Annotated in this window: 14 protein-coding genes and 1 CRISPR repeat array; of the genes, 6 read left to right on the top strand and 8 right to left on the bottom strand. The window is 44.7% G+C overall.

The window, feature by feature from the left end:
* Nucleotides 1–2: 2 nt before the first annotated feature.
* The gene (locus P8X24_RS01065; RefSeq protein ID WP_372913677.1) at nt 3–1277 is read right to left on the bottom strand and encodes a TIGR00375 family protein; all 1275 of its coding nucleotides are present in this window, start codon (nt 1275–1277) and stop codon (nt 3–5) included.
* 596 nt (nt 1278–1873) lie between these two features.
* Here P8X24_RS01065 and P8X24_RS01070 point away from each other — a divergent pair.
* The 6 genes from P8X24_RS01070 to P8X24_RS01095 all read left to right on the top strand — a co-directional run bounded on the left by P8X24_RS01070 (nt 1874) and on the right by P8X24_RS01095 (nt 6697).
* The gene (locus tag P8X24_RS01070; protein ID WP_372913678.1) at nt 1874–2194 is read left to right on the top strand and encodes a hypothetical protein; all 321 of its coding nucleotides are present in this window, start codon (nt 1874–1876) and stop codon (nt 2192–2194) included.
* A gap of 59 nt (nt 2195–2253) precedes the next feature.
* Nucleotides 2254–2523, top strand: coding sequence for a hypothetical protein (locus tag P8X24_RS01075; RefSeq protein ID WP_372913679.1), 270 nt, complete (start codon nt 2254–2256; stop codon nt 2521–2523).
* Nucleotides 2524–3034: 511 nt separating this feature from the next.
* On the top strand, nt 3035–3784 hold the full coding sequence (locus tag P8X24_RS01080) for a hypothetical protein (RefSeq protein ID WP_372913680.1): 750 nt from the start codon (nt 3035–3037) through the stop codon (nt 3782–3784).
* A gap of 239 nt (nt 3785–4023) precedes the next feature.
* A complete protein-coding gene (locus P8X24_RS01085) occupies nt 4024–4452 on the top strand; it encodes an archease (protein WP_372913681.1) in 429 nt (142 codons plus the stop codon).
* 486 nt (nt 4453–4938) lie between these two features.
* Nucleotides 4939–5235: a CRISPR direct-repeat array (repeat unit 30 nt; unit sequence GTTCCAATAAGACTAAAGGAGAATTGAAAG).
* Nucleotides 5236–5470: 235 nt separating this feature from the next.
* Nucleotides 5471–6403 (top strand): tRNA (cytosine(49)-C(5))-methyltransferase, encoded by a 933-nt coding sequence (locus tag P8X24_RS01090; RefSeq protein WP_372913682.1) that lies wholly within the window; start codon nt 5471–5473, stop codon nt 6401–6403.
* A gap of 45 nt (nt 6404–6448) precedes the next feature.
* Entirely contained in the window at nt 6449–6697 is a 249-nt protein-coding gene (locus tag P8X24_RS01095) for a hypothetical protein (protein WP_068323782.1), read from the top strand.
* On the opposite strand, the gene truD is transcribed toward P8X24_RS01095, so the two are convergent.
* The 7 genes from truD to rpoA2 all read right to left on the bottom strand — a co-directional run bounded on the left by truD (nt 6666) and on the right by rpoA2 (nt 11425).
* A complete protein-coding gene (gene truD / locus P8X24_RS01100) occupies nt 6666–7898 on the bottom strand; it encodes a tRNA pseudouridine(13) synthase TruD (protein ID WP_372913683.1) in 1233 nt (410 codons plus the stop codon). The two genes, P8X24_RS01095 and truD, sit on opposite strands and share 32 nt — an antisense overlap.
* Nucleotides 7899–7990: 92 nt before the next feature.
* A complete protein-coding gene (gene pth2 / locus P8X24_RS01105; RefSeq protein WP_372913684.1) occupies nt 7991–8347 on the bottom strand; it encodes a peptidyl-tRNA hydrolase Pth2 in 357 nt (118 codons plus the stop codon).
* A 31-nt stretch (nt 8348–8378) separates the two neighbouring features.
* Nucleotides 8379–9026, bottom strand: a complete 648-nt coding sequence (gene rpsG, locus P8X24_RS01110; protein ID WP_372823124.1) for a 30S ribosomal protein S7 — start codon at nt 9024–9026, stop codon at nt 8379–8381.
* Nucleotides 9027–9031: 5 nt separating this feature from the next.
* The gene (locus P8X24_RS01115; protein WP_014734529.1) at nt 9032–9475 is read right to left on the bottom strand and encodes a 30S ribosomal protein S12; all 444 of its coding nucleotides are present in this window, start codon (nt 9473–9475) and stop codon (nt 9032–9034) included.
* A 10-nt stretch (nt 9476–9485) separates the two neighbouring features.
* Nucleotides 9486–9923 carry a NusA-like transcription termination signal-binding factor gene (locus tag P8X24_RS01120; RefSeq protein WP_372913685.1) on the bottom strand — a complete coding sequence of 146 codons (438 nt, stop codon included), beginning with the start codon at nt 9921–9923 and terminating at the stop codon, nt 9486–9488.
* An 8-nt stretch (nt 9924–9931) separates the two neighbouring features.
* Nucleotides 9932–10231, bottom strand: a complete 300-nt coding sequence (locus P8X24_RS01125) for a 50S ribosomal protein L30e (protein WP_014734531.1) — start codon at nt 10229–10231, stop codon at nt 9932–9934.
* Nucleotides 10232–10234: 3 nt separating this feature from the next.
* A complete protein-coding gene (gene rpoA2, locus P8X24_RS01130) occupies nt 10235–11425 on the bottom strand; it encodes a DNA-directed RNA polymerase subunit A'' (RefSeq protein ID WP_372913686.1) in 1191 nt (396 codons plus the stop codon).
* Nucleotide 11426: the final 1 nt, after the last annotated feature.

Genomic DNA, 11426 nt, shown 5'->3' on the forward strand with positions numbered 1-11426 from the left:
CGTTAGGCTTTATAAACTTTTCCCTTTAGGAAATCGAGAAGGGAGCTCTGCTTCGGCTTTGGGGCTTCCTCCTCAATTTTTATTTCCAAATCTTCTAGATCGCTGATATTAGCATTCTTTATTTCGTCAGGAAGCTTAATCTCTCCGTATTTGCCTCCTCCCCCAGGGATAACTATCAATTTACCATTCCTATAGGCCCAAATTGCCTTTGCAACATCTTCATGAACCTTCGCGAGCGTTTGGATAGGAACGTCAACTAAAACCCTTATTTCGCTCCCGAACTCCTTAAGGAACCTTTGCCATACTATCTTAACGGCCTTAGTTTCAACGCCTTTGCCTAGAACCATAGCAATTATCTCCGCCAGAGGGGCAAGCCTCAAATAGGGAGGCCTATCCTTTGGCCTCTCGTTGGTATCAGAAAGCTCGAGAATCCTATCCCTAACCCCCTTCTTGATCGTTCCACCACACTTCGGGCACTTCCACCTCAATGCAACTGCATCCTGAAGAGTGTACTTAGTGTAACAGCGAGAACATGCAGTCAGGTGGTACTTGCCCAGTCTTGGATCTAAGCCTGCGTTGAGAACTATTCTCCTGCCTCCCCTCTTTAGTATGGCCTTTCTAATTTCCTCAAACGTTACCTCCTCCACCTTGAATCTGTTGAACTCCCTTCCCAGCCTATGGGGCTGAGGGGAGTGGGCATCGGAATTGCTTAGGTAAGTTAGCCTGTGATGGGCTTTTATCATGTCGGCCATTTCCGAATCTGCCGAAAGGCCAAGCTCAAGAAAATCAACCTTTGCATCCTCGTAGGCCTCCTTTAGGGAATTGTACTCCTTGTAAAGGGCCGTCCATGGGGTAAAGGCGTGGGCAGGGCCTATGAGGATATCAAATTCATTAGCTATCTCGGCTATTTCAGCCGCACTCAAGTTTACGCGTGGCCTGCCCTCCGTATCTATATCCTGGGAGTATTTCCTAAGGATGTCCCTGAGCTCGTGAACCTGGCTCAGCGATGGGAAAATTAGAAGGTGGTGAACCCTCCTATTGTCCTCAACTTCTGCTGTGAGAATAAACCTGATCCCTTTAACCTCAAAAGTCCCATCATCAACTCTTTTGGAGTACTTAAGTAACTCCTCCTCCCATTTTGGGTTGAATATATCCCCAGTTCCAACCAATCCCAGGCCCTTAAGCTTGGCGTTTTCAGATATCACAGGATATATCATTAGCTTCGAGACGGCCTTTGAATAGTGAGAATGAATATGAAGATCTCCATCAACAAGCATGTTCGTAAAGATGGTTAAGTAGTTTAAAAGCCTCCCGCTTCGATTGGAGAAACATCATCTTCCAATTATCAGTCCCAAAAACATACTTCTTGCACTTTAAAATCCCTATTACATAAGAAACATGCTCAAAAAGAAGAAAACAGTTCATTCTTTAGTTTAAGGCTAGTGTTCATGAAATATTCTAAAAGCAAGATCAAACCGTCGAGAGGCTCAATTTTTATCCAAAAAATTCCATTATATACATAAATTCCGGCTGGGTACAGTAAGAGCACAAGAAACTTGGTTATAGAAAGCTCATTCCTGTGCTTTACTAACATCAAAATTATGGTCTCAACACGGATAATAACGCTTAAGCAACGTTTATACTTGGACATGGTGTAAACATGCCATTGGTTTTTGTCTTTATGGGCCCTGCTTAAAGATGAGGAGTTCTTTGACGTTGACGGATGATGAGTGAGTGAAAGGTTCCTCCACCTCTATCATGCCTAGAGCATCTCTATAGGGAAGTAGTAAATGGTTATAAGGGGAAATCCATTCCTGCTTCCCTTCTATCCGCTGGCAAGGCCTGAAGCACGCTTGGTTATTAAGCACTTAAGATGGAGATCAAGCGTGGGTTTAATCCAGATAAGTGGACGGGCATAAATAGCATCTTAAAAAAGGAAACCCTCAAGAAGCTGGAGAAGGCCGTTGAAACCCTTGAAGAATTAAAGAAGCAGGTACCAGGAATTCCAAAACCCAAAATAGAGGAAGTCATAACCTCTATTGTAGAGGCAAAGGAAAAGCTCATTCCAAAGGTAGATGTGGAGAAGATTATTGAAACAGTTAAAGGTAGTGAGACAGAGCTTCACATTAAGTTTGACAAACTGACCTTGGATGGAGAAGTGACAATAAAATTTGCTCCACTGAAGAAGGAGTGATTTCTCCTTTGTTTTATTTTTATCATGGTGATAATTATGAATGCAAAAAACTTGTAATAATGCTTTCCAAGTTTCAGAGCTTAATAGCAGAAGGCTCATTTGAGATAAAGGTTGGGGATAATTTTATCACAATAAGCAGAGATGATGTAATTGTGGATATATTAAACCCAGAGGAGATAACCAAGCTTGCAAAGGCACTACTAAAGGGTATGGAGAGTGACATCCCAAAGACTATAAAAAGCATCCCAGACATCATGAGGCTCATAGCAGAAGTTGGAGAAGAGCTATACGAAGACAAGAAAAACACTCATCATCAAATATCAGGGTAGGAATGTTGCGATAATGGGCTTTAAAGCAAACTCCGGCATTCTTGGAATGAATAACGTCGAAATTAAAGATAAGGTAGAATTAATGAGATTAATCTCAGCTCTTCTAATGATGCCATCTCTTCTTTAGGTTTAATGAGGAGTTTTACATGTTACGTATTCTAGGTTCCTGACTTATGCCTAGCAGCATAGGCAGCAACTCCAGCCTAAAAAGATAAGTACCAATTGTCAGTACAGTAAGAGCATGTTCAAAACCCCACTTGTAAGTTATTCCATCAACCAATGCTAAAACAGAAAATAACACCCTAGCTTTCTTATCTTTTACTCCTCTAAAGTGGAGTTATGCTTTCTCAAGTACTACTGTTAAATCCTCTTGTACTTTCATCTTTACACATTTTTCTTTCCTTTTGAAGGCTTCGGAAAGGGAGTTGGATATGTTTTCCTCTTTCTCTGAGCTTGTTTTGTATCAATGTTTTTAAATTCACTTGTGGTGAGAATAATCTGGGTGGTGTAGATGGTGGGTGTTGAATTAATTTCGACTGGGGATAAGGATGTTGATGACCTTCTTGGGGGAGGAGTGATAAGTGGGGGGACGCTACTATTAACTTATGATGAGGATTCCCTGGGCTGGGTTCTTGGAGTCAAGATCTTTAAGAACATAGTGAGCCGGGGAGGCTTTGGAATAATAATAAACACGCTCCTACCACTCCCAAAGCTAATGATGAGGGCGGAATACCTTGGCATTGACGTTGAAAAATTTGGCGAGAACCTCATCATAATTGACGTTTTCGGGTCAAAGTACAACATTCCAAGCACTAAGCCCTACGTCTACACGGTGGAAGACTGGAGTGATGATACGGGCCTGCAGAAGCTCTCAAGACTGCTTGAAGAACTGTACAAGAGCGTGGTCCCCAGGGACAGGACGATTGTGACCCTCCTGACGACGGTCGATGGTGCGTTCTACCACTTCGGGAGGGAGATTGCCGAGGGGCTGATCAGAATGCTGTTAATTGGCTCTTACAGGAGACTCCCCTCAAATGCGAGGTTCTTCCAGCTGCTGCTTGTTGATAGGGATTACGTGGACGAGCGGACTTTGGAGATGCTTAAAGCCCTCAGCGAGCAGGTCATCGAGGTCTCTGCAGAGTTCGATTCGGTAGAGGGGGAGGTTGTTGAGACCATCAGAGTCCCAAAATCCCTAGTCAAAGGATTCACACCCCGCGTAGAAGTCATACGACTATTACAAGAGCATTTCGTCTACAAGTGAACATTTCAACCCCCCATTAAACCCACATTAGAAGGATTGGAGATAGCATTAAGCCCGAGGAGACTATGCAGGTGAAGCATTCTTCCATGCTAACTTCTTATTAACATTATGGATAGATGACAGGTAAATATTAATAGCATTACTTAATGTAACTGCGTAGGGCTTTTCTGACGGGTTCTTGAGGCTCAAACATTCAAAAGTTTAAAACTCTATTTACTAAGTCTATCTTGGGATGAAAAATGAAAACATGGGAGCACTATGAACATACTGCTGACATAGGAATCAGGGGATACGGGGATTCCCTTGAGGAGGCGTTTGAGGCCGTAGCGATAGCCCTCTTTGATGTTATCGTTAATGTAAACAAGGTCGAAAAGGAGGAAGTTAAAGAAATCGAAGCGGAAGGAGATGACCTTGAATCCCTCCTCTACAACTTCCTCGAAGAGCTACTAGTAATCCACGACATCGAAGGATTAGTCTTTAGGGACTTTGAAGTCAAAATAAAGAAGGTCAATGGAAAATACAAGCTGAAAGCAAAAGCTTATGGTGAAAAGTTTGATCCTGAAAAGCACGAACCTAAGGAGGAAGTTAAGGCAATAACTTATCATGATATGAAGATAGAACAACTGCCAGATGGAAGATGGATGGCACAGTTAGTTCCCGACATCTGAAGATCTTTAGAAACAGGCATAACCCTTTTAATTTAAAGACTATTGCCATTTTAGTGTTTTTCTTGATTTAGTGTTTTTCTTGAGAATCAAAGTATGGAAAGGCGTTTGGATATTTTTAGTAATATTTTATTACTAAATGTCAATATGCTCAATATGGTATGCCAAAATATCACGAAATATTTTCAAAATTTCCAGATTTAGGAGGGAATTGCGCCAGCAGAGGTGTTTGAGCATATACATGGTGATTTTTAATAAGAACATGCGCAAGACCCTGAATTTGCACTACAGAGTAACGAGCCGTCTTTGCACGCCCTTAAAGCCCATAAAAAATATCGCCAGTATCGCTCACAATTACAAATTTCACCAAGTTCATCACTTTTTAGTACAAGCATCTTCATGGAGTTTCGTAGTCCCTCTCAGCAAAAAGCTTATATGAACAGAGACACTTTAAGAGAGTTTAGGGGGATGAGAGAGAAATAACTCCCTGTTCCAATAAGACTAAAGGAGAATTGAAAGCATCAAACAACCCAAGCACGTTACCCATCTCAACAAGTTCCAATAAGACTAAAGGAGAATTGAAAGGCATAATAAGTTGAGCAAACTTCTGAGTCTGCCCCTGGTTCCAATAAGACTAAAGGAGAATTGAAAGCTTACTGCATTCTTCTTTCTCCTCAACTCTTGCCATTGTTCCAATAAGACTAAAGGAGAATTGAAAGGCAGTCCGAGCCACCCTACACCCTCGTTGTGTCCCCGGTTCCAATAAGACTAAAGGAGAATTGAAAGATATTTATACTTCACAAGGGAAGAAGTCAACACCCAAGTTATAACGACATACAACCTTACAATTACCGTTCCCGTGTTTACTGGACGCATATTCGTCGTTATGGAGGGCGATAAACTATATGAGGTGAAAAATGTAACATCGAAAAGGCCAAGCTACCTGATTGTATACTTTAGCGAACTATCTTCCGGATCACAAACCTAAAACCTAAATACCCCCTACAAGAACGAGCCAAACATGAACTACAGAGAAGAGTTCCAAAAGATCAACAGGAAGCTCGTGGAAAGGTACTCCAAGCTAGATGATACCGAAGATTTCTGGGCCTACCTTTACAAACCTTTAAGACCAAGCATCAGGATAAACACCCTCAAGGGCAACCTTAACGAGATAAAGCCGATGCTTGAGGAGAAGTTTGAGCTCGAGAACATTCCATGGACGAAGGGAGAGGGGTTCTTCATAAAATCTTATAATGTCAACTTCGGCCAGCTTATTGAATACTCCCTTGGCTTGATTATTCCCCAGGAAGCCAGCTCCATGATACCCCCCGTAGTCCTAGATCCAAAACCGGGAGAGCTTGTCCTAGACATGGCAGCTGCCCCGGGGAGCAAAACTACTCAGATAGCCCAGTACATGAACAACGAGGGGTGCATAATAGCCAACGACGCAAAGCAGGACAGGGCCAACATCCTCATAGCCAACCTTAACAGGGCAGGAGTTTTAATTGCAAAAGTTACCGTGAAGGACGGAGCCTACTACGCCAAATACGAGAACACCTTTGACAGGGTTCTCTTAGATGCCCCATGCTCCTCCGTTGGAATGATAAGGAAGAACTTCAAGTTCGCAAAGACGTGGAGCTTAGGAAAGGTCTACTACCACTCAAGGCTCCAGAAGAGGCTTATACTAGCTGCATATAAGGCTTTAAAGCCTGGGGGGGTTCTGGTTTATTCAACGTGCACCGTAGATCCTTTGGAGAATGAGGAGGTAGTTGACTTCCTCCTCCAAAAGACGGATGCGAAGCTTGAGAAAATTAAACTGCCGCTGAAGACGACTGAGCCAGTTTTAGAGTGGGAAGGGAGGAAGTACAGCGAAGAGTTAAAGAAGACCGTTAGAATTCACCCCCAGGACAACGATACCGAGGCGTTCTATATAGCAAAGATAGTCAAGCCATAAACTTTCTATTTGTATACCCCCGAAACTAGTTTCGGGGGTATGGATATGCTGGTGAAGAAGAAGGGAGTGTTCACGGAGGAAGATGCCCTAAAGGTAATAGAGATGGCCAGCCAGAAAATGGAGAAGGAGATCATTGTCATGGCGTATAGGGTTACAGATGAAGCTAAGAGGAGGCTTTGGGACTACCAGAGGGCAGTGGCGCTAATGGCTGACCTCACGGGAGAAGAGAGGTACGTTAGGGTGGAGATCCTAGAAGGCTACGTCAGCGACAAGGTAAAGGGGATAGAGCTTTAGTCTTCATGATTTCCCTGAGAACGCTCGTCGCGTAAACACCTTTAGGCAGGAAGAACCTAAACACAACGTCATTTCCCTCGATTCTATATGCAAACTTTCTAGGCTTTATTAAGAGCTCCCTCCTACCTCCGGGCTCCCTTAGTGGTTTTGGCAGCTTTTTAAAGGCCTCAAGGCTAACTCCAGCCTCCTCCAAGATTTCCTTTTCAAGTTTTCCTGGGATGCCTTCAGCTTTTCTCATAGAGTAGCCAAAGATTGGCCCTGAAACCATTGCTTCCCCCTTCTTTATCTTTGAGTTCACGAAGTCTACATTGGTTTCTGTTACCCTGTACGTCCTCGTTCTAAGGGGTATCCCATTCTTAACCTGAACGACTATATCCCCTGGGAGAGCCTCGTTTAGTGGCAATCCTTCCTCGATTCTCCTTGAGAGGTATAAGTTGAACAGGTAAGCCTGAAATGCATGGACAAAGATCCTCAAGATCGGCCTTGGAAGAACGAGAAAAGCCTTCTTCCAGCTTTTAGTTTCTTTATACCTGTAAAGCATGGCCCTTTCGTACCTCAGGAACTTGGGGAATTCCTTAAGGGCCAGATCAACATCCTTCGTCTCTAGGAATCTCCTCCTTGCATCATCCCCTTCCATGCCCTCCCCAGGATAACCCAAGAAGACCTCGGCCGCCTCCTCGTACTTCCCCTCGAGCAACAACTTACCAACTATGTGGTTGACGCTTCTCCTCTCGCCGAACCTCTGAATTCCGAAGTAGTTGGGAAAACCCCCTTTATTCTTTAATTCTGCAATTATGTCTCTAAGTAATTCTGGCCTTTCTGCGTCCCTGACCCTTATCTTAAACCAGTTACCCAGGAGAAGGCCAAGCTTAAGTGGCCTGCCATAACCAACGAACTTTATGCTCATATCCGCAATCCTAAGCTGGGCAAGGTCAACATCCCTGCAGATGCTTATATACTGGTAGGTTACAGCATGCCTATCCTTTGTTCCCGCGAAGCCGATCTCAGAATAGTGAATGCCAACCCTCTTCGCTATCTCCTTTATGGCCGCCATAGTCTCCCAATTTCTCTTCTTCAGGAGATATATTCTGCACTTTCCACTCCTAAAAATAGAGGAAGGTAAGACTTCCCTAACTATGAAATCTTCCGGGTAGACCTTTATCTTTCCACCTATCCCTGGGGCTTCGCTTAAGTACTTCATCCTCTTTAAGAGCTAAAGGACGAATAAAAAGATTTCTACAATAGTTCACATTAGATTATCATAATCATGTGTGAACTACTTTGAGAAAGGACTTAAAGAAGTTTCAGGTGACCTGTAACTTTATCTACCAACTCATTAGGCCCAGGACCCACGGCAAGAACGGTTATCGTCCCAGGAGGAATTTCAGTTAATCCAGCGTCTTGAATTAACGCAGTAGGCAGGCCGAGCTTTTCGGCTTTCTCCTTTAACTCGAGAAGATCTTCAAGCTTCTCGACTTTGACGACAACTTTCTTCTGACCCTCGTTAAACCACCTCTCAAACCACTCCCTCTTCTCTCTGTAAGCCTTAAAAGCAGCTGTAACAGCCCCATGGGCAACCTGAACAGCCAATTTTCCCTTACTGAGCTTTAAATCCTTCCTAACAACGATAACCTGCTTGTACTTGAGCATTAAAAACACCTAAGAGAAAAGAATAGGGAGATCAACGTGAGGACTCTGCAATCCTTTCGATCTCGAGCTTCTTGCTGTAGGCGTAGCTCTTTGGATCCTTGTTTGCAGCCAGGATTATCTCCTCAGCTAAAGCCTCCGCAAAGCTCATCTTGGTCCTGTAGCATTTGGCTGAGGCACCAAGAGCAATGTTTCTCAGTGCAACGTCAAGTCTCCTCAGTGGTGAGATGTCAACTGCTACGTGATACCTTATACCACCGAACATTACGCTTGTGGTGTCCTCTCTTGGGGCCGCGTTCTCGATAGCCCACACTAAAACCTGGATTGGGTTCTTTCCAGTCCTCTTCTCGATGATCTTGAATGCCTCCTTGACGACCTCGTAAGCCTTGACTTTCTTGCTGTTGAGTGACCTGTGCTCCCTCCTCATGAAGTGGCCAGCGACCTTGTAGTGGCTTCCACCGCTCCTCATGACCTTGTTAATTAGCCTCTCCACGATGTGGACGTTTGCCTTTCCGAAGTGCTTCTTGGCGTGCCTTCCATGAGTGTGGGGGAGTAGCCTTGGCTCGAGGTTTATGTAGGGCCTAAGAGAGGGATCTCTAACCTCGACGTCCTCGGTGCTCCACCTTCCCATGACCTTGATTTCGTGGGGAATGAAGAATCTCTCGCTCAGTGGCTTGGCCATCAGCTTCACCTCCTTGGCTTCTCCTTCCTACCCTTAACTAGCTCCTTGAGGGAGACCCTGTTTACCTTAACTACCTTGTACCTAATTCCTGGGATGTCACCCATTGAACCACCCTTTGGACCACCGATACCTTCAATGATTACCTCATCGTGCTCGTCGATGAAGTTGATAGCACCAACACCGGGACAGAATGCGGTAACGACTTTACCGTTCTTGATGAGTTGAACTCTCACTGCCTTACGCATTCCTGAGTTAGGCTGCTTTGCTTCTACAGCAATCTTCTCGAGGACTATTCCCCTAGCCTGTGGTGCACCTTCGAGTGGGTCGCTCTTCTCCTTAAGCCTTAGAACTCTCCTCTTGTACCTGATGTCGCTCCACCTGAACTTCTTCCTCTTGAGCTTTAACTTCCTACCAGCGAATTCACCATTAGGAGCCTTCTTACCTGGCATGAGCATCACCCTAAATTATTATCACATCTTCAATTCCGTGGTGTCTCTCCATTAATTGCTTCACAATATTAATGTTATGGCCACCCCTACCAATTGCCCTCGGCTTATCCCTCGGATTAACGTCAAGGAGGGCAACCTTCTTGCCGTCCCTCTTTTCAGTTATGTGAACTCTTTTAACCTTTACGCCCATAGTCTTGTATATGTTCTTTATGAACTCCTCGGGATTCTCTGAGTGCTCTACTAAGTCGATCTCCTTCCCTATGAGACCTTCGACTCTCCTGACGTTCATTCCCCTCTTGCCCAAGGCCAAACCCATCTCACCTTTCTTGATAACGTAGATAAGCCTGTTCCTCTCCTGGTCGATAAGACAGTCAAGAACAGTAGCCCCTGTAAAGCTCTCGAAGAGCGCTATGTACTTTATTTGGTCAGTGTTAAGTTTCAGTGGCATTTCCTATCTCACCTCTTTGCCAGTGCTAGTATCTTGCTCTCACCGGGATCAACTATTGCAAGTGAAGCTACAACGAAGGGCTTACCAAGCAAGGTTCCCAACTCAACGCTCGTTCCCTCAAACTCATAAACTGGAATGTCACTGAGCTTTGCGTAGTAATAGATGTCATCCTTGATTTCCTTAGGAGCGTTCTTTGCGACGATTATTAGCTTAGCACCGCCTGTCTTTGCCAACCTTATTGTTTCATTAGAACCGAGAATAACCTTACCGGTCTCCATAGCCTTCCTAAGCTCGAATGCTAAATCCATTCATCACACCTCCTCTTCCTTCTGTGGTCTTAATGGTAGCCTCATTGTCAACTTAACTATGCCCGTTCCCACTGGAACGGGCTGCCCAATGAGGACGTTTTCAATTACACCGTTGAGGGTGTCAACCTCTCCCCTTTCGGCGGCCTCAAACAGGTGCTGAGTTGTAATCTCGAAGGCCGCCCTTGCGAGGACGCTTGCCTTTTCACCAACTACACCGTGCCTACCAATGGGTCTCACAACGCCATCTAACGTCATTATGTCCGCGACGAGCATGATGTGCCTAATATCCACTTCAAGACCCTGCTCGCGCATCGTGTTTATTATCTCCTCTATGATAGCATTTCTTGCAGCCTCAATGCCCAGCACTTCAGCGATCTCGTGGATGTTGTTGGTTCTTGTCCTTGTAGGATCTACCCCAGGAACCTTGAGGACCTGCTTAAAGTTTGAGCCCTCCGTGTAGATCACGTACTCATCGCCTTCTTTTCTCACGATGGTCTTCCCAACGCCCGAGAGACCCTTAAGACGGTGCTTTTTAACCTTTTCGGCAAGCCTCCTAAGGTCTGAGATCTTCTCGACTTTCTTTGGCCTAACGATAAGCGTATAGCCCTCCGCCTCAAATTCAGCACTCTTAAATGAGCCCTGAAGCTTCTTTAGAATCTTCTCCATTGTAAGTCCACTCTTCTCAAGCCTCTCGGGGTCTATCTCAACTATAAACTCCATGTTAATAAGGTCTAGAGTAGTGCTTCTCGCGAGGTTCTCTAGTGTAGTTCCTTCAATTCTCCTCGCGACTTCCTCCGCCTTTGCTCTGTCATAACGGTGCTCTTCATCAAGGTAAACGGTCATCATTGGCGTTGAAGGGTTCTTCCTTGCATCAACTATCTCAATGATTCTGGGCAAACCGAGGGTAACGTTAATTTCGGCGACACCTGCGTAGTGGAAGGTGTTGAGAGTCATCTGAGTTGAAGGCTCTCCAATCGACTGAGCGGCAACTGTCCCAACGGCCTCACCTGGCTCGACTAGGGCCCTCTCGTACTCCTTCACAACCTCCTCAATTATCATTTCCACTTCCGCCTTTGTGAGCTTGTACTTCTCATTGTACTTCAAAAGCTTCTCATAAAGTTCCTGCTTAACGCTCTCCGGGAGATCTTTCCCTTTCTTCTCAATTAAAGATTTGATAGTGGAAGAAGAAACCATA

The organism is Pyrococcus kukulkanii (genome assembly GCF_041647995.1).
Lineage (GTDB): Archaea > Methanobacteriota_B > Thermococci > Thermococcales > Thermococcaceae > Pyrococcus.

Coding starts and splice junctions, on each gene's coding strand:
- P8X24_RS01065 (WP_372913677.1), bottom strand. CDS start 1,277: ATGCTTGTTGATGGAGATCTTCATATTCATTCTCACTATTCAAAGGCC.
- P8X24_RS01070 (WP_372913678.1), top strand. CDS start 1,874: ATGGAGATCAAGCGTGGGTTTAATCCAGATAAGTGGACGGGCATAAAT.
- P8X24_RS01075 (WP_372913679.1), top strand. CDS start 2,254: ATGCTTTCCAAGTTTCAGAGCTTAATAGCAGAAGGCTCATTTGAGATA.
- P8X24_RS01080 (WP_372913680.1), top strand. CDS start 3,035: ATGGTGGGTGTTGAATTAATTTCGACTGGGGATAAGGATGTTGATGAC.
- P8X24_RS01085 (WP_372913681.1), top strand. CDS start 4,024: ATGAAAACATGGGAGCACTATGAACATACTGCTGACATAGGAATCAGG.
- P8X24_RS01090 (WP_372913682.1), top strand. CDS start 5,471: ATGAACTACAGAGAAGAGTTCCAAAAGATCAACAGGAAGCTCGTGGAA.
- P8X24_RS01095 (WP_068323782.1), top strand. CDS start 6,449: ATGCTGGTGAAGAAGAAGGGAGTGTTCACGGAGGAAGATGCCCTAAAG.
- truD (WP_372913683.1), bottom strand. CDS start 7,898: ATGAAGTACTTAAGCGAAGCCCCAGGGATAGGTGGAAAGATAAAGGTC.
- pth2 (WP_372913684.1), bottom strand. CDS start 8,347: ATGCTCAAGTACAAGCAGGTTATCGTTGTTAGGAAGGATTTAAAGCTC.
- rpsG (WP_372823124.1), bottom strand. CDS start 9,026: ATGGCCAAGCCACTGAGCGAGAGATTCTTCATTCCCCACGAAATCAAG.
- P8X24_RS01115 (WP_014734529.1), bottom strand. CDS start 9,475: ATGCCAGGTAAGAAGGCTCCTAATGGTGAATTCGCTGGTAGGAAGTTA.
- P8X24_RS01120 (WP_372913685.1), bottom strand. CDS start 9,923: ATGCCACTGAAACTTAACACTGACCAAATAAAGTACATAGCGCTCTTC.
- P8X24_RS01125 (WP_014734531.1), bottom strand. CDS start 10,231: ATGGATTTAGCATTCGAGCTTAGGAAGGCTATGGAGACCGGTAAGGTT.
- rpoA2 (WP_372913686.1), bottom strand. CDS start 11,425: ATGGTTTCTTCTTCCACTATCAAATCTTTAATTGAGAAGAAAGGGAAA.